This window comes from Neobacillus drentensis, from assembly GCF_036965645.1.
GTDB classification, from domain to species: domain Bacteria; phylum Bacillota; class Bacilli; order Bacillales; family Cytobacillaceae; genus Neobacillus; species Neobacillus drentensis_D.
Genome location: NZ_JBALPZ010000060.1, coordinates 92195 through 118564 on the forward strand (window position 1 = coordinate 92195; position 26370 = coordinate 118564).

17 protein-coding genes are annotated in these 26370 nt (G+C 40.6%); 14 read left to right on the forward strand and 3 right to left on the reverse strand.

Annotation, left to right across the window (positions count from 1 at the left end; genetic code table 11):
- Window positions 1–33: 33 nt before the first annotated feature.
- Window positions 34–981, forward strand: coding sequence for a siderophore ABC transporter substrate-binding protein (locus V7266_RS12975; protein WP_335468305.1), 948 nt, complete (start codon window positions 34–36; stop codon window positions 979–981).
- Between the two features lie 57 nt (window positions 982–1038).
- On the opposite strand, the gene V7266_RS12980 is transcribed toward V7266_RS12975, so the two are convergent.
- On the reverse strand, window positions 1039–1575 hold the full coding sequence (locus V7266_RS12980) for a ribonuclease H-like YkuK family protein (RefSeq protein WP_335468306.1): 537 nt from the start codon (window positions 1573–1575) through the stop codon (window positions 1039–1041).
- Between the two features lie 583 nt (window positions 1576–2158).
- On the opposite strand from V7266_RS12980, the gene V7266_RS12985 reads away from it, so the two are divergent.
- Entirely contained in the window at window positions 2159–2752 is a 594-nt protein-coding gene (locus V7266_RS12985; protein ID WP_335468307.1) for a biotin transporter BioY, read from the forward strand.
- 64 nt (window positions 2753–2816) lie between these two features.
- On the opposite strand, the gene V7266_RS12990 is transcribed toward V7266_RS12985, so the two are convergent.
- The gene (locus V7266_RS12990) at window positions 2817–3674 is read right to left on the reverse strand and encodes a hypothetical protein (RefSeq protein ID WP_335468308.1); all 858 of its coding nucleotides are present in this window, start codon (window positions 3672–3674) and stop codon (window positions 2817–2819) included.
- Between the two features lie 498 nt (window positions 3675–4172).
- Here V7266_RS12990 and V7266_RS12995 point away from each other — a divergent pair, with 498 nt between their 5' ends.
- Together V7266_RS12995 and V7266_RS13000 are read left to right on the forward strand one after the other, a co-directional pair.
- A complete protein-coding gene (locus V7266_RS12995; RefSeq protein ID WP_335468309.1) occupies window positions 4173–6218 on the forward strand; it encodes a glycoside hydrolase family 2 protein in 2046 nt (681 codons plus the stop codon).
- Window positions 6219–6314: 96 nt separating this feature from the next.
- Window positions 6315–9473: a family 43 glycosylhydrolase gene (locus V7266_RS13000; RefSeq protein ID WP_335468347.1), complete on the forward strand. Its 3159-nt coding sequence runs from the start codon at window positions 6315–6317 to the stop codon at window positions 9471–9473.
- Between the two features lie 93 nt (window positions 9474–9566).
- Here V7266_RS13000 and V7266_RS13005 read toward each other — a convergent pair whose 3' ends face one another.
- On the reverse strand, window positions 9567–10454 hold the full coding sequence (locus V7266_RS13005; protein WP_335468310.1) for a helix-turn-helix domain-containing protein: 888 nt from the start codon (window positions 10452–10454) through the stop codon (window positions 9567–9569).
- A gap of 146 nt (window positions 10455–10600) precedes the next feature.
- Here V7266_RS13005 and V7266_RS13010 point away from each other — a divergent pair, with 146 nt between their 5' ends.
- From V7266_RS13010 to V7266_RS13055, 10 genes are all read left to right on the forward strand, one after another.
- The gene (locus V7266_RS13010; protein ID WP_335468311.1) at window positions 10601–12370 is read left to right on the forward strand and encodes an ABC transporter ATP-binding protein; all 1770 of its coding nucleotides are present in this window, start codon (window positions 10601–10603) and stop codon (window positions 12368–12370) included.
- Window positions 12357–14138, forward strand: coding sequence for an ABC transporter ATP-binding protein (locus tag V7266_RS13015; protein ID WP_335468312.1), 1782 nt, complete (start codon window positions 12357–12359; stop codon window positions 14136–14138). The genes V7266_RS13010 and V7266_RS13015 overlap by 14 nt, the downstream gene beginning before the upstream one ends.
- Before the next feature lie 98 nt (window positions 14139–14236).
- Window positions 14237–16063, forward strand: a complete 1827-nt coding sequence (locus V7266_RS13020; protein ID WP_335468313.1) for a heparinase II/III family protein — start codon at window positions 14237–14239, stop codon at window positions 16061–16063.
- 14 nt (window positions 16064–16077) lie between these two features.
- The gene (locus V7266_RS13025; protein WP_335468314.1) at window positions 16078–17202 is read left to right on the forward strand and encodes a glycoside hydrolase family 88 protein; all 1125 of its coding nucleotides are present in this window, start codon (window positions 16078–16080) and stop codon (window positions 17200–17202) included.
- Window positions 17203–17250: 48 nt separating this feature from the next.
- Window positions 17251–19125, forward strand: a complete 1875-nt coding sequence (locus tag V7266_RS13030; protein ID WP_335468315.1) for a DUF2264 domain-containing protein — start codon at window positions 17251–17253, stop codon at window positions 19123–19125.
- 52 nt (window positions 19126–19177) lie between these two features.
- Complete coding sequence (locus tag V7266_RS13035; protein ID WP_335468316.1) at window positions 19178–21238, forward strand: beta-galactosidase; 2061 nt, start codon at window positions 19178–19180, stop codon at window positions 21236–21238.
- A gap of 161 nt (window positions 21239–21399) precedes the next feature.
- Window positions 21400–22563: a galactokinase gene (locus tag V7266_RS13040; RefSeq protein ID WP_335468317.1), complete on the forward strand. Its 1164-nt coding sequence runs from the start codon at window positions 21400–21402 to the stop codon at window positions 22561–22563.
- Between the two features lie 64 nt (window positions 22564–22627).
- Window positions 22628–24109, forward strand: a complete 1482-nt coding sequence (gene galT, locus V7266_RS13045) for a UDP-glucose--hexose-1-phosphate uridylyltransferase (RefSeq protein ID WP_335468318.1) — start codon at window positions 22628–22630, stop codon at window positions 24107–24109.
- A gap of 34 nt (window positions 24110–24143) precedes the next feature.
- Window positions 24144–25202 (forward strand): aldose epimerase family protein, encoded by a 1059-nt coding sequence (locus V7266_RS13050; RefSeq protein ID WP_335468319.1) that lies wholly within the window; start codon window positions 24144–24146, stop codon window positions 25200–25202.
- Between the two features lie 3 nt (window positions 25203–25205).
- Window positions 25206–26198, forward strand: coding sequence for a LacI family DNA-binding transcriptional regulator (locus tag V7266_RS13055; RefSeq protein WP_335468320.1), 993 nt, complete (start codon window positions 25206–25208; stop codon window positions 26196–26198).
- The last annotated feature ends 172 nt before the right edge of the window (window positions 26199–26370 follow it).

The following is a 26370-nucleotide window of genomic DNA, read 5'->3' on the forward strand; positions in this document are numbered from 1 at the left end:
AACCAATTCATAAAAAAAGGGAGAGTGGGTTAGATGAAAAAGTGGGGTTTACTTGGGTTTATTTTTACAGTGATTTTGGTGTTAGCTGCTTGCGGCGGGACAAAAGAGGAGGAGGCTTCACAAACAGCCTCTGGTGAACAATCTGAGGAGAAGATAACAATTAAGCATGAATATGGTGAAGCAGAAGTAGAGAAGAATCCGAAGAAGGTTGTTGTGTTTGATTTTGGTGTCTTAGACACCCTAGATGAGTTAGGTATTGAAGTAACAGGAGTTCCCCAAGCAACGATTCCTTCTTATTTAAAAAAATATGCTGATAAGAAATATACGAATGTAGGCAGCTTGAAAGAACCAGATTTTGAGGCGATTCACGCGTTGAAGCCGGATGTTATTTTTATCTCAGGCCGTCAAGCGGAGTTATACGATCAGTTTGCGGAGATTGCTCCAACCGTTTATGTAGGGATAGATTATACAAATTACATGGATTCCTTTACAAAAAATATGAATTTAATCGGTGAGATTTTTGGAAAAGAAGATCAGGTAGCTAGTGAAATAAAGGATGTTGAAGAAAGTGTGCAGACGTTAAATAAAAAAGCATCTGCTCTTGACCAAAAAGGCCTCGTTGTCCTAGCGAACGAAGGAAAAGTAAGTGCCTACGGCCCAAGCTCTCGTTTTGGTATTATCCATGATGTTTTTGGCTTCGGTGCGGCCGATGAAAAAATTGAGGTTTCTACTCATGGACAAAGTATTACGTTTGAATATATTAAGGAAAAAAATCCTGATGTTTTGTTTGTGATTGACCGGGCAACGGCTGTTGGCGGCGAAATTGGCGCCAAAGAAATTGTAGAAAATGAACTTGTTAAAAACACATCAGCCTATAAAAATAATAAAATTATCTACTTAGATGCTGACTCCTGGTATCTAAGCGGCGGCGGGTTAAAATCGCTGAAAAGTATGACAAAAGAGGTAGAAGCTGCCCTATAAAAAAGATTTTTGTATAAAAAAGCGTCAGGCACCAAGTGAAATCCGGTGTCTGACGCTTTATTTCGTATAGCGATTGGCATAGCTTGAAGCTACAAAAGCATCTGGTTTAATTTTTGGTTCTACCCCCATGGATTCCATTCTTGTCACCATTTCCTTGACAAATTCTCTTGTCTTATTGCGTTTGCCAGCCCCAATATCGATATGCCCTTCCATGGTGAAGGTTGCTCCTTCATAAACATACGGGAGGACGATCGTGATAAGCTTAGTTTTTCGTTCTTCGGTGAACATGGCTACAATTTCCTCCGTTAACGATAATTCAAGTGAAATTCGCTCGTGAAGCTGGATCATCTTCCTTGGAACAACGACTTTTCTTATACAGGCCCATACCCCATTCCCTTTATTTTGAATAACAATTCCGGTGATAAAGACCGTGTGAGATTTATGGACTTGTGAATCTGTACCTACCATTAAGCGGTAGTTCCCCTTTGGATTTAATGACATAAAGGTAACAATCCGCTCAAACACCTGCTCGAATGAAAGTCCATTCTCTTGAAGATTTTGAAATGTATGATGGTACGCTGAGTTATTTTTCATATTGAAACACCACATCTTTCCCTTCGATAAAAAACTTAAACACCTCTTATTTCTATCTTATGCGGGGGGACAACTGTCGTGCGGACAATAACGGCAAATTCAATCTAATTAATATGTATGTTGTGTTGTGAAAAAATAGTAAAACGAGAGGGAGGTCTGGTGCGATAACGGCTAGTCCATGTGCTTAACGGCTATATAATCGGGACAAAAAATTTATCTTAAAACCGTTATTTGCCTAACAATATTTGTGCCAGTCCATCATTAGATAAAGAAACAAGATTAATAGAAAAAGGATGATCAGAATGGCAAAGAGAAACAGAGGAAAAACAATCAGCAACCTTCCTTCAAATGGACGGGGGACATGCCCATTATGCGCAAGAACCGGGATAAAATTGCTCTATTCACATAAAACAGAAACAGGCGAAACCATTCAAGTTTGTAAAAACTGCCGTAATAAATAAGGAAATTGACTATTGCTTGTTTTCGATATTCATATTGTTAACTAATATTTATTTTTAGTTGACAATTGTCACCCTTACCAATTATCTTAAAGATAAGATAAAAAATATGGGTGGGGGATTAAATGAGAAATTTAAGAGCACTAGATTTAACACTTGCAGCTATGTTTGTGGCACTAATGGCGATTGGGGCCAATATTTCGACGATTGCTCCATTTTTACATGTGGGCGGAGTTCCGATTACACTACAAACATTTTTTGCTATTTTAGCAGGAGCGATCTTAGGAAGCCGTTTAGGTTCAATTGCTATGATCGTATATATGTTAGTAGGCTTAGTCGGAGTTCCTGTTTTTGCTGACTTTACCGGCGGGCTTTCCATCATTATAAGACCAACATTTGGCTTTATTCTTTCTTATATATTGGCAGCATTTTTGATTGGTAAAATGGTTGAAAGGAATAAAAGCCTTCCTGTATTTATCACTGCTTCATTAATCGGAATGGCGGTCAACTATCTGTTCGGAACCAACTGGATGTACTTTGCTTACAAACTCTGGGCAGCGGCACCAGAAGGCTTTACTTACAAAATGGCATGGCTATGGATGGTTGCCCCGCTGCCAAAGGATATCATCTTATCCGTCCTAGCTGCAATAATGGCCCATCGCCTCGAAAAAACCGTTCTTTCAAAGGGCCAATTCAAACAACTCAAACGTGGTGCCTGACACCATTACTCACTTTGCCACAATGTCAAAAGCGGTTCAACCGATAGGTTGAACCGCTTTTGGGTTAGATTCTGGTGGTCAAGGGTCCTTTATAGAGACTTTTACTAATGTACATCGTAAAGAGAAGACAGAGAAGAGACAGCGCAATATAGTACCATATGTCCCACCAAACTAAACTGTGGAGAATTCCAACGTGACTTAGTATGAGAGTGGCGCTATACATACAAAGTCCTGTAACAGAGTATTTAACCCATAGTGGAAAAGGATGAATTTTGGCGATTAACACGTAAACAAGGCTGGCACTTAAATAGAATATTGATGCAAAAGCGGTCGTATCTTTAGCCTGGTTCGTAAATAAACCAAACTCATAATAGCGATTAGAAAAAAACATAATCGGGATAAAATGTAGTGAACCTGAAAAGGGACTTATAATGAGATATAAACAAAAGGTATGAAGAAAACCTTTTAAAGGGCCATTCAATTTATGATAAAGGAATTTAGCAAACATAAAATAGAAGCAAAGGCCAATCGAAGTAAAGTAGATCTTCCACCAGTAATGCTTATAGATGTGAAGTTCTAAAAATAGCCATTCGATCCCCGCATAAAGAGCAATCATAAATGCCACCCAAAGCAAATTTTTGCGAAAAACTGCGAGAAAGGTGGCAGTCACAGGTAATGTTAAGGCATTAGATGCGATGGCCCCCAAAGCACTATCATAAACAGGCTCATGTTTGATGATATGAGGAAAATATTGATAGCTGCTTAAAAAGTTGTAAATGACAGCCTCAACAATATACCCAAACCCGACCATTCCAATAAAAGTTAATAAGGCTAGTCTGACATCTGATTTTATACATATATAAATAAGAAGAATCATACTAATCAATCCAAGTCCGAGATAGCATAATGAATTTAAATCCACTATCATACCCCCTTAAAATGGTAGTATCCATCTCCACTTGAATTTTATGCAAGCAGTAGTTAACTTGAGAAAATAGACCCATGACACAGTAGAAGATTATCATGTAAAATTTAGGTGCAATTGTTAAAAAATTCTTATAACTTAAGTATCTAGTTAACTTGTTTTTGAAATGGGTTTCAAAAAAACAAGTTTCATTAAAGTATCAAGTAATATTAGAGTTGCCATATATTATACAACTTATATGTTCAGAAAAAGTTAATACGGCCGAAAAATTAAGCAGCATTTAAAAGGCTGCTCAATGTTCGTTTAGAAAACACATATTAGAGGCTATTAAGGAGGTGATGAAAAGGATCTGTGTTACCAAATTAATGTAAGCGTTTCATTTTAGCGAAATTATGAAATCGGTTTCATTTTTTTGGAATCAACCATCAAAGCTTTTCAACTTCGATAACACCTACTTATCAGGATTATGAACTATTTTAAACGGGAGGTTGGCAAATGAATCGAAAATTCACTAGTTTTGGCATTGGCGTTCTTCTTCTTGGTTCCACATTTTTTGCTGGGGTGCCTAATGGCAAGGCAGATACAAACGGAAATACTGTGAATACGGCTGAGCATGAACCGATGAATACGAAAGTGAAATCAATTGATGGAACCAATGTGTTGTTTCAATATGGAGAACCAGTTCCTTCGTTTGATACCTGGACGTTAAAAGAGCAAAGTAGAAGTTATTTAAACCTTGATGGTAAGTGGAAGTTCGCCATGGATCCAAATAATCAGGGGGTAAATGAAAAGTGGTTTGAACAAGGTTACGATGATAAAAATTGGCAGCAAGAAAAGGTGCCGGGCAGCTGGGATTTGTATGATACCCCTGAATTTGGTACATACGATGGTTCAAACTTCGGAAAAGGAAGTGCTTTTTACGATGGTTACGCTTGGTTCCGGACACATTTTTCGCCTGATGCCAATTGGAAAAATCAATTCGTTAAGCTTAATTTTCTTGGCGTTAACTATCGTGCAGCTGTCTATGTAAATGGTCATTTTGTTGGGGAACATGAGGGGGGCTATACACCTTTTGCCTTGGATGTAGGTGAATATTTACAACCAGGAAAGGATAATGTCATTGCGGTCCGAGTATACCGTAAACCGACCTTTGATTCCTATACAAGCTCAAATCCGAAACCTGTAACAGCTGACACAGAACTGCCGTATAAACCGGTAGATTTTTGGCCGTATGCAGGAATTACACGAAGTGTCTATTTGGAGGCAACATCCGATGTAAATGTTAGTAAAATACTAACTGCAACAGGCGATCATACCTTAACAACAAAAGTGGTTGTGTACAACCATGGCGACAAAGAAGTGCATCGCCAATTAGTTGTCGATCCAGGCGGAAAAACAGGTGGAGACCCCAAATCACAGGAAGTGGATTTAAAACCTGGTGAAGTAAAAGTCGTTTCAATGGATTTCCAGATTCCAAAAGCAGCTTATTGGACTCCGGAATCCCCGACGCTTTATCAAGTAACCGCAGATCTTTATAAAGGAAAAGGAGAAGGTCAGGTTACTCAAAAAGGAAATGGGTCTCTCGATGACAGTCTTTCCACAAATTATGGAATGAGAACCATTGCAGTAGAGAATGGCAAATTAACACTAAATGGGAAACAGGTCTTTTTGAAAGGTCTTAACTGGCATGAGGAAACGGCAGCAAGCGGCCGCTCTATGACAATTGAAGAGTACGATACGGAGTTAAATCATGTTCTGGATGTAAATGCAAACTTCTTGCGTAATAGCCACTACAACCGTCATCCATATGTGTATGATTTTGCGGATCAACATGGATTAATGGTGCTGGATGAAGTAGAGAATATGTGGCTTGATACAAAGCAGGAAGCGCTGCAAACCAACTCTTATGGTCTTTCTAGAGCATTAGCGTTAAGTATGGCTTGGAATCAAATCAATCACCCTTCCACTATCATGTGGTCATTACAGAATGAGTCAGGAATTTGGGATGATCAAACCGTTTATCGTAATTGGCTGGCAGATATGAAAGAAGCGGTCAAAAGCGTTGATATCCAAAAACGTCCCGTCACATGGGCATCTGGCAGCAGCTGGGACCCGGCCTATGACTTAGCAGATGTCATCGGCTTAAATGAATACTTTGGATACTTTTATATGCAGGACTCAGACTTAGGGAGGACATTGGATATTGTTCATAATACCTATTCAAATAAACCGATTCTGATTACGGAAAATGGAACATGGGCCTATGCAGATGAAGTCAATAATCATGGTCCAGAAACACAGTCTGGAACAGAGGAATGGCAATCGTATAAGTTTCTTAACCATTGGAATCAGGTAACCGATCCTAGTCGGCTATCTTATATGGCTGGCTATACGTTCTGGGTGTTAAAAGATTATAAAGAAAGAAATAATTACAACCAACAGATTAATGGAATTTCCACAATGGGATTAATGTCTTTCGATAAAGAAAAACCGCGCTTGGTCTATAACACCTTTAAAAACGCAATGAACCCTATTCGCTAAAGGCGAAGACAGTAGGGATCCTCTACATGAACTTACCTCTTTGACTACAGAAGACAAGAAACATGAATAAAGTAAGGAGGAATCTTGTTGCTTAAAATGAAAAAGGTTTTATCGACCATTTTAACAGCATCACTTATGACAATCCCAACCTTTTCCTCAACCGGACACGTTTCTGCAGAGGGAACAACCATGGACACAGACGTGCTCTATTTTGTGAATGCAGGTGACCCCACCCCTGATACCGTTGAGGGAACCGATCAATTTGGTCTTTATTCTAGTAAAACTGAGCAAAAATACGGTGTTGACAGTATTACAGGAAAAAAATGGGGATTAATCACCACCGCCAGCAATACTAATGTCTCTAATGGCGCTGATAAATTAGGCTCACTTCGATATTATAACGGCCCGCAAGTTAGAGATAAGGCATTAGAGTATAAGTTCGAATTGCCAAATGGTCAATATGATCTTACATTAGGATTCAAAAATCCGTGGAGCGGCCGAAGTGTGAATATTATCGGTGAGGGAGAGAATCTATCTAATGGAGATTTTGATATTGGAAGCTATAACGCTGAAAAAGAGGCCACTTATCAACAGGTTTCGGTAACGGATGGAGAATTAGATGTCAGGATTCAGGGACCTGCCACTGCTTCCCTAACAAACTATAATGACCCATTAGTAAACTATATCATTATCAAAAATTATACAGCGATACCGCTATCAGATTTAGAAGCCAAAATTGAATCAGCAAAGAAAGAGGCGGAAAAAACAAATACCTATACCCAATTTAGCTTGGATTCACTAAATCAAGCCATCACACAAGCAGATGCCCTGGTTAAGAATATCAAAGAAAACGGGTTAGATGCTCAGAATAAAACCAATCAGGAGAAAATTCGAACAGCCATAAAAAATCTGGATTCTGCACTGGCAGGCCTCACTGTATACGCGCCGAATACTTCCTATAAACCGGGGCAAGTATGGACAGATACAAATGGTGCCCCTATTCAGGCGCATGGCGGCGGGATCATGTATGATGAGCAAACAAAGAAATATTATTGGTACGGTGAAGATAAAACAAATGGATATCTTCCTGCCAGAGGGGTAAGAGTTTATTCCTCTACTGATCTATATAACTGGAAAGATGAAGGCTTAGCCCTTACTGCCATTGGATCAATGGATCAGTTTGAGACCGACCCGTTAATCTCTAAGCTTTATGAGGGCAGAAAGGACAAAGCCGATATTTTAAATGATATTGGTACCGACCGGGTAATCGAAAGACCTAAAGTCATTTACAATGAAAAGACCAAAAAATATGTCATGTGGATGCATACCGATGGCCCTTCGACTACATCGACTGCGATGTATGCAAAAGCGGAAGCAGGCTATGCATTAAGTGACTCCCCTACAGGACCGTTCGTTTACCAAGAAAGTAATCGGATGGACAGAGCACCAAAAGATGCGACATATAATGGACAGCCAGACCAGCCAGGGATGGCACGTGATATGAACCTGTTCAAGGATGACGACGGTACCGCATACTTGATTTATTCCAGCGAAGAGAATAGGACCATTTATATTTCAAAGCTAAATGATTCCTATACGGATGTGGCTGGCTGGCATAAGGATGGAAATGTCGAGCGCGATACTGAGTATAAAGCGGTGTATGGTGAGGATTATGTGAGGGTCTTTCCAGGGGCGCAGCGTGAAGCACCGGCTATGTTTAAGTATCAAGGAAAATACTATTTAATTACATCAGGCGCTACCGGCTGGGACCCTAATCCAGCAAGGTATACAGTGGCGGATAATATTTTTGGAGATTGGAAGCCTTTGCGCGACCCATCGATAGGCGACAAAGCTTCAACAACATTTGATTCACAAAGTACCAATGTCATTCCAGTCGATGCTAAAAAGGGTAAGTTTATTTTTATGGCTGACCGATGGAAGGCTAGTGATTTAAAGGATTCAAGATATATATGGCTGCCGATAGAGTTTGGTCAGGGTGATGAAATGAGTTTGCAATGGTATGACGAGTGGAAACTTGATGCATTAGACAGAATGGGGAAAGTCACCATCAATACAGAACTGCCTGCGAAGGTGTCTGTTGGTCAAGTGCCATCTTTACCTAACAAAATCAACGTGACTAATTCAGAGGGGGAAAAGCTTGATACGACGGTAAAATGGGAGGTTAATCCTGCTGATTTCTCTAAGCCGGGTACCGCTGTCGTTGAAGGCACGCTTTCAGAGTTAGCCAATAAAGTGATTAGAACAAAAATTTTAGTTATTCCGGATCATGTAAGATATTTCGTCCATGCAAGCGCAGTGAAAACAAGTGATTACGTGACATGGTCTTCTTATATGGAGAATACACTATTAAACAAAGATGTAATTGATCAAAAATATGACCCAGCTAATGGCCAAACATGGGGCTATGTGGGGGATCAAACAAGACCTGCCGGCGGAGAAGGTGATGATCTATTTTCTTCATTACGCTACCTATTAGCCAATTCTGGTGATGACCTGTCATATAAGTTTGATCTGAAGAATGGTAAGTACACGGTATATACCGGTCTATATGATCGCTGGTACTCATCGACTAAGGGAAGCAGAAAAGCAGATATTCTCATTAACGGTGAAACAAAAACCAAGGGGTATGTATTCACAAGTGCATATGATGCCCTAAGCTATCAACATGTAAACGTAACGGATGGAAAACTGGATGTGACGGTTCGCAGGGTACCTGGCTCACCAGATCCGCAAATCAGCTGGATTATGATTGTGGAGGAAGATACAACAGCTCCCGTCATTACGGTTAAAGGTAATGAGGAAAGCTATTCTGTTGATGAAAATATCTCCATTTCCTGCAGCGCGAGCGATGATTTATCTGGAATTGCATCTGTTGATTGCCCTGTCATTGAAGGTCCTGCATATGAATATAGTATTGGTGTAAATAAATTTACAGCAAAAGCTTCAGATCATGCCGGTAATACATCGGAAGCTGACATCCAATTTACAGTGACTGTTGACTTCGACAGTCTAATCCGTTTGACTGAGTCGTTTATTACAGACGATGGAATAGCGAATTCACTTACAGCCAAACTTGCATCCGCAAAAGAGGCATCTGCTGGAGGAAATAAAGAGGCAGTGTCCGGCAAACTTAAAGCATATGTGAATGAGCTCTCGGCTCAAAGCGGTAAATCTATTACGGAAAAACAAGCAAATCTATTAATATCGTTGTCAAATAATCTCTTACTAAAATAATGACACCCGTTCTAAAAAGTAAGGAATAGTAAAACGGACACATCCTAGTTGTGTAACAGAACAAATACTAGGGTGTGTCCTCCTTTTTTGACGTTATGATTTGTTCATTGGCACTTTCCCAACATATTGTTTTCGAAACTGATTGGGAGTTAAGTGCTCCAGTCTTTTAAAGATTCTACTGAAATAAGCGGATTGTGTGAAACCGCTGCTTTCTGAAATCCTATCAATGTTCCAATCCGTTGAAACTAATAATATTTTTGCTTGATCAATACGAATTTTATTTACATATTCAATCGGTGTACAGCCAAAGGATTGGATCATACATCTTGCGATATGATTGGGATGGAATTTGAGAGCCCGTCCAAGACTTTCATAGGTCACTTTTTTGGCATAATTTTTTCGCAAATAAACGGCTGCCTTTTCTGCAACCGCGAATGCAGGCAGAGAATTGGCTAGGTGCATATGATTTGAAAGTTCCTGGAGTAATTGTTGGAAAAGAATCTGCCGCTGCCATTCTCTAGAGTAGATAGATTCATTTTCCGATGAAATTATTTTTGAACAAAGGAGCTCAGCCGCTTCAGGATTTGATACTTTGCAATATTTGGGTAGTGTGATTCCGAACGGACTCTCTGATAAAAAGTTTCCACAATCTTCAGCAGCTCTTTCTTCGTTAGGAAAAGGTTTAGAAATGGTAAGATCCTGCCAGCCCTTCGAGGAAACAAAATGAAACCAAAAAAAGTCGGTAACTTCATCACAGGGTGAAATAGAATAATGGTGCCGATCTGGATAGAGTATCAAGGCATTTCCTCTGCCAACCTTATATTTACGATAATCTTCACCCATGAACAATTGTCCTTTTGTGACAACCAATAAATCAAAAACACCAATATTGTTTCGATTTAAATGTGATTGACCGATATCAAAAGTATTCCTGCCTGCCGCAAGAAGAGTAGGTAAGGGCGGGGCAAACAATTGAAGCATTTCATCCCTCCTCTAATGTTAGGATTGTGCAATTTTATGTTATGATTTGATATTTTATTCTTTAATAATAACACTATAATAGGTTCATAAATGTTTTTATTTTAATGTATTTATAGTAAGGAGCTGTAGGGAGGGGGAGTTGAATTATGCAAAGCATACGTTGGGTCTGGGGGTATATTAAGAACTTTCGCATTCGATTATTCAGTGGACTTTTTCTGGCATTAGCTGTTTCCATACTAAATATGCTGAATCCATATTTTGCAGGAAAAATTGTTGATAAAGTGATATATGGCCACCAACAAACTTTATTATGGCCCTTTTTAGGGACTATGATAGGGGTTACCGTTATCAAAACGGTCATTCGATATAATTACCAATTAATGTTTGAGGCTGTCTCACAAAACGTCATCTTTAAAATTAGAGAACAATTGTATGACCGGCTTCAAAAATTAGATTTTAGTTTTTTTGATCGAACCAAAACGGGAGATATAATGGCCCGTATGACCGGGGATTTAGAAGCAGTAAGGCATTTTACAGCTTGGGCTATTTATATGATTTTTGAAAATCTAACCATCTTACTTATTGCGATTGGGTTTATGTTCTATATTAACCCAATGTTGGCCTTGGCAATGATAGCGGTAACGCCGATTATTGGTTTCTTTGCAACTCGCCTATCCTTTACGGTTAAACCGACCTTTACAGAGATCAGGGGACAGTTTGCACGGTTAAACTCAGTGGTACAGGAAAACATTAGCGGAAATCGAGTTGTAAAGGCATTCGCGAAGGAAGACTACGAAATTGAAAAGTTTTCAGTTGAAAATGAGGCTTTTAAGAAGAAAAGTCTTGATTCTGCAAAAGTTTGGGAAAAGTATTTGCCAGTGCTTGATTCACTTGCAGGAGTTTTAACGGTTGTGATGATCCTGGTTGGAGGAATTATGGTCATTAATGGGTCGCTTACATTTGGAGAATTAGTAACTTTTAATTCTTTGATTTGGGCGTTAAATAATCCAATGCGAATGGCTGGATGGTTAATCAATGATGTGCAGCGGTTTATTGCTTCAGCAGAAAAAGTGGAGGACTTGTTAAAGACCGAGCCAGAAATCACCAATGTAGCAAAACGAGCAGCTGTTAGACAGATTAGCGGGGGGGTTGAGTTCAACCATGTGTCCTTTAGTTATGGGGATGAACAGGTTTTAAAAGAGATCAGCTTTAAAGTGCTCCCTGGTCAAACAGTCGGAATCATTGGTCCAACCGGATCTGGTAAATCTACATTGGTAAACCTGTTAAGCCGTTTTTATGACACAACCGGCGGGGAAGTAATCGTGGATGGGCTTAAAGTTAGAGATTGGGATATTTCTAAATTGAGAGATAGTATGGCCATGGTCATGCAGGATATATTCCTTTTTTCCGATACGATTGAGGGCAATATTGCGTATGGGAATCCAGATGCTGACTTAGAATTGGTTCAATCTGCTGCAAAAATGGCGGAGGCACATGATTTTATTATCGATCTTCCAGAAGGCTACGATACCATTATTGGGGAACGGGGAGTAGGTCTTTCAGGTGGCCAAAGGCAACGGATTGCCTTGGCACGGGCCATTTTAAAGAACCCATCCGTCCTAGTCCTTGATGACACAACATCAGCTGTCGATATGGAAACAGAGCTGCGTATCCAGCGGACATTAAAGTCATTACTAAAAGGCAAGACCTGTTTTATCATTGCACATCGGATTTCTTCTGTGAAAGAGGCCGATTTAATTTTAGTCATGGAAAATGGTGAAATCATCGAAAGAGGGAAACATAAAGAGCTGCTTGCGAAAAAAGGGTATTACTACAAAGTGTTTATGAATCAAAATGGCAATTTTGATGGCCAGCAAAATGGTGAGGATGTGATCTATCTCAATGGCGCGCAATAAATTTGATGTGGATGAAGAGTTGGAAGCACCCTTCAGCTTTGTTCATCTGAAACGATTGTTTACTTATTTAAAACCGTACAAAAAAAAGATACTTATTACCGTTTTAATTATGCTAATTGCCAGCGGAGCCAATTTAATTGGACCCTATTTAATTAAAAGAGCAATCGATGAAAGTATACCGAACAAGGATGCAGGAAGTTTAGTGATCCTTTCCTGCATTTACCTTGGTGCCCTTGTGATTACTGGGATATGTATGAAATTCAGAATTAGAATGATGTCAGAGATAGGGCAGAGCGTCATCCTCAACATTCGAAAAGACTTGTTTACCCATTTGCAAAAATTGTCTTTTTCCTTTTATGACAGCAGGCCGCACGGAAAGATTTTAGTGAGGGTGGTTAACTATGTTAACTCCTTAAGTGATTTATTATCAAATGGATTAATTAATTTGATAACGGACCTGTTTAGTCTTTTCGTAATTGTCGGTTTTATGTTAGCGATTGATGTAAAGTTAACGCTAATGGCTATGCTTGGATTTCCTGTACTTGCTGCTGTCATTCTTCTTATTAAAAATGCACAGCGGAAAGCATGGCAAACATTAAGTAATAAACAGTCCAACATGAATGCATATATACATGAAAGTATCAATGGAATCAAAGTAACTCAGGCCTTTACAAGGGAAGAAGAAAATAAACGCATCTTTAGAGACGTATCGGAAAGTTATCGAAGCTCATGGATGAAAGCGGTTAGAATTCAGTTCCTGCTATGGCCTTCGATTGAAAACATTTCGATTCTCACTACTTCAGTCATTTATGTTTTCGGTATATCCCAGATTGGAGAAGGAGTAACCGTCGGTGCTTTGGTTGCCTTTGTTGGGTATATAAGTATGTTTTGGGCTCCAATCGCTAATATCGGAAACTTCTACAATGCCATTATTAATGCAACGGCCTATTTGGAACGGATTTTTGAAATGATCGATGAACGGCCGACGGTAGAAGATCGCCCCAATGCTGCGGAGCTTCCTCTTATCAGAGGAAAAGTGGAATTCAAGGATGTGGTCTTTGAATATGAAGAAGGCGAAAGAATCCTTAAAAATGTAAGTTTCTCTGTCAATCCTGGTGAAACCATTGCACTTGTCGGAGCTACTGGATCGGGGAAGACCACAATTGTCAGCTTACTCAGCCGTTTTTATGATGTAAGTACTGGAAAAATAGAAATGGATGGTGTTGATATCAGTACAGTAACAATTCCTTCTTTAAGGAAGCAAATGGGCGTTATGCTTCAGGATCCATTTATTTTTTCGGGAACGATTATGGATAATATTCGATATGGCCGGCTGGATGCCACAGACGAGGAAGTAATCGCCGCGGCGAAGGCGGTCCAGGCCCATCAGTTTATCAGCGGTCTAGCCGATGGTTATCAAACAGAGGTTAACGAACGTGGCACAAGGCTTTCTACCGGACAAAGACAGTTGATTTCCTTTGCCCGTGCACTTTTGGCCGATCCTAAAATCTTAATTCTGGATGAGGCTACCTCTTCGATTGATACGGAGACCGAACAGGCGCTGCAAAAAGGCCTTGAGACCCTGCTTGCGGGAAGAACATCCTTTATTATCGCTCACCGCCTTTCTACCATTCAAAATGCAAACCGTATCCTTGTCATTGATAAAGGCAGAATCATCGAAGAAGGATCACATAACGAGTTATTAAGCCGAAAGAGTTACTATTGGAACCTGCATCAATCACAGCATCAATCCTTAGAAGTGGGATGATAAGGAACAAAGGGAAGGGTATAGGGAATCTGGTAAAAGCCAGATTCCTCTTTTTACAGGGCCTTTTTAATAAGTAAGGTAATTAGGAGGTGAATAGCTTGATCAGTGTTGATTTTAAAAGATTGCTAGACGCTAATACTTCTTTGTTATTTTCTAGCAAGGAAGAAAAGAACAAATGGTGGAGATCTATCAGCCGCAAGGCCGCTTTTCAGCCGCTCCTCAATGAAATTAGGAACGAAGGGGTGAGGCTTTTGACAGAACAAGACCCAGAGCTGCCCTACTCACTTTTTAAAATTTTTTCTGAAACGGGTTTCAGGCTTGAATACGAAAGGGTTTATTTTGAAAAGAGGAGACGGTTGAATACCTTTGCGATCATGGTATTGGCAGACTCCAAAAACCTTGATTACTTAACGGCGTTGGAAAATTCTATTTGGTCCATTTGCAATGAATATAGCTGGTGCCTGCCTGCTCATTTGCAAAATAGTCCCGAAACATCGACCCAGGCAAGTTACTCTTTAAAGGAAGCATTTTTTCCAGAATATTCGATTGACTTGTTTGCAGCTGAAACCGCATTTTCGTTGGCAGAAATTTTAAAACTGACAGAGGATTACTTGAATCCACTCATTTGTAAGCGCATCCGTGAGGAAGTATTTAAACGGATTCTTTATCCATTCAAGGAAAATCAATTTGGATGGGAGAAACAAACCCATAACTGGGCGGCAGTTTGTGCCGGATCGATTGGTTCAGCAGCCATGTATTTAATAGAGGATGCCGGGGAACTCGCCATAATATTAGAGCGGGTACTTCCATCCATGGATTCTTATCTAAAAGGTTTCAATGAGGATGGCGTTTGCCTTGAGGGGTATGGGTATTGGCAATATGGCTTCGGCTATTATGTCTACTTTGCTGATTTATTAAAAAAGCGGACAGAAGGCAGGGTGAATCTATTTGATTCTGAAAAGGTGCATCAGATTGCCCTCTTTCAACAAAGATCTTTTCTGAATCGGAACTTGGTTGTAAACTTTTCCGATGCTCAGCCGACAGCCAGCGTTTTTTTAGGCTTGAGTCATTATTTAAGTAAAATTTACAAGGATTTTGAGGTCCCGGAACAGGATCTTCGCGCGAAGTATACGGAGGATCATTGCAGCAGATGGGCTCCGGCAATCCGTAATTTACTATGGTTTGATGAAACGGAATTACCGACGCCATGGAAGAGCGAAACCTTTTACTCGGAAGAATCTGCATGGTTTATTTCAAGGCATCAATCAGAATCCGGCTATTTTTCCTTCTCAGCAAAAGGCGGTCATAACGACGAGCCTCATAATCATAATGATCTCGGTCATTTTATCCTGCAAGGACATAAAGAAGTGTTCTTAAAAGATTTGGGCGCTGGTTTATACACGAAAGATTACTTTAATGATAAACGCTATACGTATTTAGGTAACGGTTCGCAGGGGCATTCTGTTCCGATTATTAATAATCAATTTCAAAAAGAAGGTCCAAATCATTTTTCTAGGATTTATAATGCTTCACTTGAAGAAGAGGTTGATACTTTTGAATTGGATATTGCAAATGCGTATGAAGTAGACAGTCTTCAAAAATTATCCCGAAAGTTTACTTGGGTAAAACGTAACCAGCCTCAGCTCATTTTGGAAGACATCTACACTTTTACAGAACAACCAGATTCTATTATTGAACGGTTTATCATACCATCACTTTCCATAACGAAGGATGGTAAAGGAGTGATCCTTGAGGGACAGCATAGGCTCAGAATCTTATATGATAAATCAAAATTAATGCTGGCTGTAAGAATACTAGAATTTGAGAACCATTTTGGAAAAACAGAAAATAATATGGCGCTCGATTTTATTGTAAATGATCCAGAAATGAATTGTAGTGTTAAACTGGTTTTCCAATTTGAATAGAAAGGGTGAAGAAAATGCCAGACCAATTAAACTGGGTTAATGAAGCATGGCAGCAAGTTACGCAAAAAATAAACAGAACCAGCAAAACAATCGGGGCCAATTTTCCGCATGCAAGTGAAAACGGGACCTATATTCTTGCGGAACCGCACTGGTGGACAGCAGGTTTTTGGCCTGGATTGCTGTGGCTGGTGTATCAGGATATGAAAGATGATGCCTTAAAGCAGCTGGCAGAGGAATGTGAGGCCAAGTTGGACGCTGTCCAAAATGAATATTACCGGCTCGATCATGATATGGGGTTTATGTGGACCCTAACCAGTGTTGCCCACTATAAACTCTTAGGAAATGAGGATTCCAAACGTCGTGCACTCCTCGCTGCCAATCTCCTCATGGGAAGATTTAATGTAAATGGAAATTTTATCAGAGCTTGGAATCCATGGACAGAGGGAGAAGACAATAGCGGGATAGCGATTATTGATTGCATGATGAATTTGCCGCTGTTGTATTGGGCAAGTGAAGAAACAGGTGATCCAAGGTTTAAAAGTGTTGCGAAAAGGCATGCTGACACGGTGCTTGAGCATTTCATCCGGAATGATGGCAGTGTTCACCATATCGTCCGCTTTGATCCTGAAAGTGGGCAGAGGATTGAAGCAATCGGAGGACAAGGACACGGACCGGATTCAGCATGGTCAAGAGGTACCGCTTGGGCGATATATGGTTCGACGTTAAGCTATCACTATACAGGGGAAGCAAAATACTTAGAAGCAGCAAAAAGGGTTGCTCATTTCTTTATTTCCCATCTTCCGGAGGATTTCGTTCCAGCCTGGGATTTCCGCCTTCCTGTTAACATCGAGTCTCCAAAAGATTCTTCTGCTGGTGCCATTGCAGCATGCGGCATCCTGTTATTGGCAGATAAAGTGAACTCAGTGGAATCGCCTGCATATCAACGAGCTGGTGAGATGATCCTGGAATCACTTTACAAAAATTATGGAGATTGGGATGGCTCGGAGGAAGGGTTGATCCTTCATGGTACAAGCCATTTTCCTGAGGGGAAATATACAGATAACCCACTGATTTACGGGGATTACTATTTTGTTGAAGGCCTTGCTAGATTAAAAGGTTTTAAGGAATTATTTTGGTAGAATCGTAGACCGGCTGGGACGACTCGATGTTTAAAGGAGCTTTGGTATATGTTAAAACTCGATTTACCTATTCAAAAGAACCCTCTTCGAACACGACGAGATTTTATTAATGCCGTCAATCAAATGATAAATCCATTGAAACCCTATTACAGCAAGGGAGGAGCACTTTTGGAAATCGGAAGTACAGGTGCTGGTTACTCTGATTCTATTGCTGGAATGGAGGGGTTCTCAAGGGTGCTTTGGGGTCTTGTTCCACTATTGGCTGGAGGAGAAGAATCGGAAATTTGGGATGATTGTCTGCAAGGAATCAAGAATGGTACAAACCCTTCCCATGAGGAATACTGGGGAGAAATTACCGACTTCCATCAAAATGCTGTTGAGATGGCGGCATTTGGCTATTGCTTAGCCTTAGCACCCGAAAAGGTCTGGGAGCCACTAAATAATCAGGAAAAAGAGAATTTATCTAATTGGCTCCATCAAATTAATCAAATCAAAGTATATGATTGTAATTGGCTGTTTTTTCCTGTGCTTGTGAATCTTGGTTTTAAGAGAGTGGGATTACCTTATGACCAGGAAAAAGTGAAAGAAAACCTTGACCGCATTGATCAATTTCATATAGGAGAAGGATGGTATGCGGATGGAAAAGATGCTCATTGTGACTATTATGGGCCATTTGCTATCCATTTTTACAGTCTTCTATATGCGGCACTGATGCGTGACGAGGATCCAATAAGGGCACAGCACTATAAAAGCAGAGCAGAGGCCTTTGCAAAAGATTTTATCTATTGGTTTGCAGGTGATGGTTCTGCCCTTCCATATGGAAGAAGCTTAACCTATCGATTTGCCCAATCCGCTTTTTGGAGTGCGCTCGTCTATGCTGGGGCGGAGCCGTTTCCCTTGGGGGTAATGAAAGGACTTGTCTTAAGGAACCTTCGCTGGTGGTTTAGCCAGCCAATTTTTGATTCGAATGGTCTACTGACAATCGGCTATCGGTATCCCAATTTGATTATGGCAGAAAATTATAATTCACCCGGTTCACCCTATTGGGCCCTGAAGACCTTTTTACCTATAGCACTGCCGGAGAATCATCCCTTCTGGCAGGCAGAAGAAATGCCGCTTCCAGTTTTAAAAACGAAGGTAGTTCAGCCGGCACCACGCTTTATATTGTGCAGGCAGGATGACAAAGATCATATTGTTGCGTTTAACGCGGGATATCAGCACACGAATGACCATTCTCATACAGCGGCCAAATACGAAAAGTTTGTTTACTCCAATGTATTTGGTTTTAGTGTATCAAAAGCAGAGTGGGGGCTTGGGCAGAGTGCATTTGATTCCATGCTGGCTGTGAGCGAGGGTGACAATATTTTTAGGGGGAAAAGAAAAAGCGAGGAATATACCATTGATGATAACGTGATTTATACAAAATGGAGTCCTTGGTCGGATGTCGTGATTCGAACCTGGATTGTGGCGGGGACACCATGGCATATCCGAATCCATTGTATTGAGACAGGTAGAATCCTAGATGTTGCGGATGGCGGATTCGCCCTAGGACTAGAAAACAACGCATTTATTGAAGGGAAAATGGAAGTGTTGGCGAATAAGCAAGAAAGCTTGGCCGTATTCCCTTGGGGAGCAAGCGGCATCAAAAATATATATGGAAATGGTCAGGCGGATTTGGTCTATCCGAATGCAAACACGAATTTGATAAATGTCCGCACTGTTATTCCTACAGTCAAAGCAAGCTTTAGACCAGGAACACATTGGCTGGTGAATGCAGTTTATGGGGAACCGAGTATTAAAAATAAAATAAATCATTGGGAAGAAGTTCCTGATATTGAGATCGGCGATGATGAGATTATTATTTGCCAAGGTCTAGAGAGGACAGCCATATCAAAGAGCGTTCTTTATAACAAGGATCGATAAAAATAAATTTAGCTGACTAATAGATTATTAACTATGCTGGAAGGAGACTCTTATGTCAAAAAATGAAAAGACCTATACATCGAAGGCAAACTTCATGCTGCACGGGGGAGATTATAACCCAGACCAATGGTTAGACCGGCCAGATATACTAGCAGATGATCTCAAATTGATGAAGCTGGCTCATACGAATACGTTTTCTATCGGGATCTTTGCTTGGGCTGCATTGGAGCCGGAAGAGGGAGTTTACAAGTTTGAATGGCTTGATGAAATTTTTAACAACATCCATGATATTGGCGGACGCGTTATTTTAGCAACACCAAGCGGGGCACGTCCTGCTTGGATGTCACAGAAATATCCAGAAGTGTTACGTGTGAATGCGGCTAGAGTAAAACAATTGCATGGTGGAAGACATAATCACTGTTTTACTTCAGAAGTATACCGTGAAAAGACACAAAAGATGAATCGTTTGCTGGCAGAACGATATGGCAGCCATCCAGCGTTATTAATGTGGCATATCTCAAATGAGTATGGCGGTGAATGCCATTGTGACAAATGTCAGGCAGCTTTTAGGGATTGGCTTAAAGAAAAATATAAGAACGATCTAAAAGCCTTGAATGATGCCTGGTGGGGCCCGTTCTGGAGTCATACCTACAGTGACTGGCATCAGATTGAGTCTCCCTCTCCAATCGGAGAGAGCATGGTTCACGCATTAAACTTAGAATGGCGCCGGTTTGTCACTGACCAAACCATTTCATTCTTTAAAAGCGAAATGGTTCCAATAAGAGAGTTGACACCGAATATTCCGGTTACAACCAACTTTATGGCAGACACGCATGAACTCATTCCATTCCAAGCACTGGACTATAGCAAGTTTGCTAAACACCTTGATGTCATCAGCTGGGATGCGTACCCGGCGTGGCATAATGATTGGGAAAGCACGGCGGATTTAGCGATGCGAGTTGGCTTTATCGATGACTTATACCGCAGTCTAAAGCAAAAGCCATTTTTATTAATGGAATCTACCCCAAGCGGAGTAAATTGGCATAAGGTTAATAAAGCAAAACGTCCAGGTATGCACCTGCTTTCATCGATGCAAATGGTTGCTCATGGATCTGACAGTGTCATGTATTTCCAATGGCGGAAATCACGTGGATCATCGGAAAAATTCCATGGCGCCGTTGTGGATCATGATAATAGTCCAGAAAATCGTGTTTTCAAAGACGTTGCTAAAGTGGGTCAAACATTAGAAAAGCTCTCTGATGTTGTTGGGACAACTCGTCCAGCGGATGTGGCGATCTTGTATGATTGGGAGAGCAATTGGGCACTAAATGACGCTCAAGGGTTTGGAGTGGATACCAAGCGCTATCCACAAACATTAGTCGGCCATTACCGTACCTTCTGGGAACAGGATATTCCTGTTGATGTGATTACAAAAGAACAAGATTTTTCTTCATATAAACTATTGATTGTTCCAATGCTTTATTTAGTAAGTGAACAAACCATTGCCCGTTTAAAGACCTTCGTTGCAAACGGCGGCAGATTGGTCATGACTTATCTCAGCGGACTTGTCAATGAGCATGATTTAACTTATCTTGGCGGCTGGCATAAGGACTTGCAAGAGATGTTTGGGATGAAGCCGCTGGAAACGGATAGTTTATATCCAAGTGATAAAAACTATGTAAGTTTTCGTGGCCAGGAATACGAATTGAAGGAGTATGCAACTGTCATTGAGCTTGATACCGCCAAGTCTGAAGGTCAATATAAGGCAGACTTTTATGCCAATACCCCAGCGGTTACGAGCCATCAGTATGACCATGGTAAAACCTATTATCTTGGCGGCCGCTTAGAAGATGAGTTTCATCGTGAATTTTATCAGGAACTAATTAATGAGTTAGCACTGCAGCCAGTAGTTTCTGTAAAACATGAAAAGGGCGTATCAGTGCAGGTTAGACAAGCTCCTGAACATGTCTACATTTTTGCGATGAATTTTACGGAAGAAAAGCAGCCGATTGTGATGGAGGAACAGGTTAAAGATTTAGTTACTGGGGAAGATGTCTCAGGTGAGCTGATATTGGAAAAATATGAGGTTCGTATTCTCGTAAAAAATAGATAAGAATAGATGAAGGGAAGAGGCTCTTGAACATTTAGTTCATGAGCCTTTTTTAGGTTTGTGTATTTAGTAATATTTTAGTAAAAACATTGATAAATTTTACTTAAGGAAGTAAAATGATGATAAGGAAAATGAAAAGGATTACATTATAGGAGGACGATAAAATGAACAGTCCAGCACTTAACTCGATATTTAATGAAATTTTTGAAGCGGTTCCTGAGAAGTCCTTCTTTGCTCCAGGGAGAATTAATTTAATTGGTGAACATACAGACTATAATGGCGGTCATGTTTTTCCATGTGCCATTACTTATGGGACTTATGCAGCTGCCAAAAGCCGTGAAGACAGAAAAGTCCGTTTGTATTCAACTAACTTCCCGGACAAAGGAATTATTGAGTTTACATTAGACCAGCTTGACTATAATAAAGACCACAATTGGGCTAACTATCCAAAAGGGATGATTCGCTATATTTCAGAGGCAGGGCACCAGATTCCAACCGGTTTTGATTGTGTAATCGAAGGGAATATCCCGAACGGTGCAGGTCTGTCTTCTTCAGCATCAATAGAGCTATTAACAGGCGTTTTGGTCGAGGGGTTGTTTGGCTTAGAAATTCCACGTATTGATTTGATAAAAATCGGTAAGCAGGTCGAAAATCGGTTTATTGGCGTTAACAGTGGAATTATGGATCAATTTGCGATTGGAATGGGCAAAAAGGATGCAGGCATTTTACTAGATTGCCAGTCTTTGAAATACAAGTACGCACCGATTCAATTGGAGAATCACAAAATTATCATTATGAATACGAACAAGCGCCGTGAGTTAGCAGACTCCAAATACAATGAGCGCAGAGGCGAATGTGAAGAGGCACTATCGCAGCTGCAGCAGAAGCTTCCAATCGAAGCGCTGGGTCAGCTTTCAGACAGGGAGTTTGATGAGAATCAGTACTTGATTACTAACGAAACAGTTTGTAAACGGGCAAAGCATGCGGTGTATGAAAATAGTAGAACATTGCGTGCGCTTGAAGAGCTTAAAGCGGGTAATCTAGAGGCATTCGGGCAGTTAATCAACCAATCACACATTTCCTTAAGAGACGATTATGAAGTCACCGGAATGGAGCTTGACAGTTTAGTAGAAGCTGCATGGAACCAGCCGGGCGTACTTGGAGCTCGTATGACAGGAGCAGGTTTTGGCGGCTGTGCCATTGCGATTGTTGAAAATGACCTGGTAGAAAGCTTTATCGAAAATGTAGGAGCGGCATATGCAGACAAGATTGGATATGAAGCTGATTTTTACGTAGCCAGCATCGGTGACGGCGCAAAAGCATTATAAGATTTGAAGCTTGAAATTAACATTAGCATCATTGAAAAGTTATCAAATTTAGGTGGCGATCAAAATGAATTTTCAACTAGTCCAACAATTAGTTCAACAAGCTCTTGCTACTCAGTTAATAGAGCGGGAAGACGAAGTATACGCAAGGAATCAAGTGCTTGCATTGCTGCAATTGGAGGAGTATAAGGAAGTTAAAATGGGGGAAAGTATTCCAGAAATTCCTGATCTCCTTGAACAAATCGCTGAGTATGCAGTCGAGCAAGGCATCATCGAGGATATTTTTGATATAAAGGATATATTTTCTAGTAAAATCATGAATTGCTTTATCGCACGTCCTTCGACTGTGAATCAGCAGTTTTATGAAAAATATCAACAAAGTCCAGAGCTGGCGACGGAATACTTTTATCAGCTAAGCGAAAACAGTAATTATATCCAGATGAAACGGATCCGCCAAAATATCGAGTACAAGTCCGCGACCGAGTACGGGGAGTTAGATATTACGATTAATCTATCGAAACCGGAAAAAGATCCAAAGAGTATCGAACTAGAGAAGCTGGCAAATAAATCCAGTTATCCGAAATGTTTACTTTGCATCGAAAATGAGGGATATGCCGGTCGAATCGGCCACCCGGCGCGTTCAAATCACCGAATGGTTAGAGTGGATTTAACAGATGAGAATTGGTATTTACAATATTCTCCTTATGTTTACTATAACGAGCATTGCATAGTGTTGTCGGAATCGCATTCCGATATGAAAATCAGTCCAGTGACGTTTGAAAGACTGTTGGCATTTGTGGAGCAATTCCCCCATTACTTTTTAGGGTCCAATGCCGATATTCCGATAGTCGGCGGCTCGATTTTATCGCATGAGCATTATCAAGGCGGAAACTATCAATTTGCTATGGCAAAGGCCGGGGATGATTGGAGCTTTACCATTAATGGATTTTCAAATGTAGAATGCTCTGTCGTTAAATGGCCGATGTCGGTGATTCGTCTACGCTCATCTGAAACAGAGGAGCTGGTGAATGCAGGAGCCCACATCTTTGAAAAGTGGAAAGCTTACAGTGATGAATCTCTTGGTATTATGGCTCGGACAGGTGAGTCACTTCACAACACGGTTACTCCGATCGCCCGTAAAAATGGTGACCTGTACGAACTAGATCTGGTTCTACGTAATAACTTGACAAGTGACGAGCATCCACTAGGAATTTTTCATCCACACGCCGATGTCCATCATATAAAGAAAGAAAATATCGGCCTGATTGAGGTAATGGGATTGGCCGTGCTGCCTGCCCGCCTTAAAGGAGAGCTGGAAGAGGTAGAGAACTTCCTGCTAGGTAAAATAGATACGGTCGCAGACTATCATGAAGACTGGGCAAATGAATTAAAAGCCCGCTATGGGATGATTGCAAATGAATCTAATGTGCAAGCGATGGTAAGAGAAGAAGTAGGCAAGAAGTTTTTAAGAGTGTTAGAAGATGCTGGTGTCTTTAAACGAAATGAAGAGGGCGAAGCAGGATTCCGCCGCTTTATCGACACATTATAAACGTCCCTAATTGAAAAAAGGAAGTGGAATAGCAATGAAATTGAAAAATAAGCTTTTTGGCCATTATAATGGAGCAGATGTGATCGAATATACATTCAGCAATGATTCAGGTATGTCTATATCTTGTTTGAATTTCGGCTGTGTAATTACGAAAATCATTGTCCCTGACCGTAACGGAACGCTAGAAAATGTGGTCCTTGGCTTTGACAACTTTGAAGACTATCCGAAATATTCGCCGTATTTTGGAGCAGTTTGCGGCCGAGTAGCGGGAAGAATTAAGGGCGCGAGTTTTGAGCTGGATGGAAAAGAACATGTACTTGCTCAAAATGAGGCACCGAACCATCTTCATGGCGGTGTAAAAGGGTTTGATTCCGTGATTTGGGTAACAGAAAAGGTCGTGGAAGATAATGCTGTTGGATTGAAGTTCCATTATCGTAGTCCAGATGGTGAGGAAGGCTACCCTGGAAATCTGGATATCACAGTAACATATCTATTAACAAATGATAATGAGTTGAAAATAACTTATGAAGCTAGAACAGACAAAAAAACATTAGTGAATTTAACCAATCACTCCTACTTTAATTTAAGCGGAAATATCAAACGCGATTGTTCGGAACACCGCCTTCAATTGGATAGTGACCGCTTTTTAGAATTGGCTCCTGATCTTATGCCAACTGGGGAAATGCTGAAGACGGCCAATACTCCATTTGATTTTACTGCGGGAGGAAAATTGAAAGATGGCATGGAGTCTTCCTATCCCCAAAATGTTTTGGTTGGAAAAGGTTACGACCACCCGCTTATTTTTTCAAAAGAGGGGAATAACCGGATTGTGCTAAGTGAGGAAGAGAGTGGACGGGTCCTTGAGATGACGACCGACCAGCCTTGCGTTGTTCTCTATACTTCCAATATGTTAGCTGGAGAGTTTGAAATTTCGGGTGTAAAAGCTAGAAATTATCTAGGTGTCTGCTTAGAGACGCAAGGGCTGCCGGATGCCATCCATCATCCAAACTTTCCATCCGTCACATTAAATCCAGGGGATGTATATCGTGCTAATACTACGTATCGTTTCTTAACCAATACACTAGGTGATTAATTTATGGCAACAATAAAAGATATTGCTCAGTTAGCAGGTGTATCGATTGCAACGGTTTCGCGCGTACTGAATTATGATACAACGCTTTCTGTCAGCGATGAAACAAAGAAGAAGATTTTTGAGGCGGCAGAGGAGCTTTCTTATAAAAAGAAACCAGCCAAAAAACAGGATTCCGGCAGGATTGCCGTCCTCCAATGGTATACTGAAAAGGAAGAACTTGAAGATCTATACTATATGTCGATCCGGCTTGGTGTTGAAAACCGCTGTCGTCATCAGGGGCTTCAACTTGTTAAGTATTTTCAGGATAACTATGAAGAATTAAGAGAAGATACTGAGCTCCAAGGGTTAATTGCAATTGGTAAGTTTAGCCGCAAGCAAGTGGGTGAGCTCCGGTCGGTTACCGAGAACATTGTGTTTGTTGATACCTCTCCAGATGAAGAGACTTTTGATTCGATTGTAATCGATTTTGAGAAGGCGGCAAAAAAGGTGCTTGATCATTTTATCGAGAAGGGTCATAAGCAAATTGGCTATATTGGAGGCCAAGAGGAATTTAAAGATAAGACTTCTGCCATTGAAGATGCAAGAGAAGAAACCTTTAAACGATATCTAACGGAAAAGGGAATTTTTAATAAGAGTTTCATGTATAATGGCAAATTTTCAGCGGATGATGGCCATGCCTTGATGAAACAGGCGATTCAAGAGCATGGTGACAACTTACCGACTGCCTTCTTTGCGGGTAATGACTCCATTGCAGTGGGTGCCTTAAGGGCATTGCTGGAGGAAGGCATCGCTGTGCCTGAGCGGGTTAACCTTATTGGGGTAAATGATATTAGCATTTCAAAATATGTTTTTCCAACTTTAAGTACCGTCAAAGTTTACACGGAGTTGATGGGCGAGACTGCAGTAGATACACTGCTAGAGCGTATTGAAGGCAGAAAGACAGCCAAAAAGATTCTCATCGCTACGAAACTCATTATTCGAAATAGCAGCTTTTAGAACATAAAAAAAGCCGCTTTGTCCACACTATTGGTGGATAAAGCGGCTTTTTGTTTTGTTCCGGAAATCCTAACCTAAAGGGGACAGTAAAAAATGCTAAAAAGGCTAAAGGGAAAATCAAAATTATATGCTATAGCATTTTCATTTTCATTACTTTTTTCAGGATGCACCT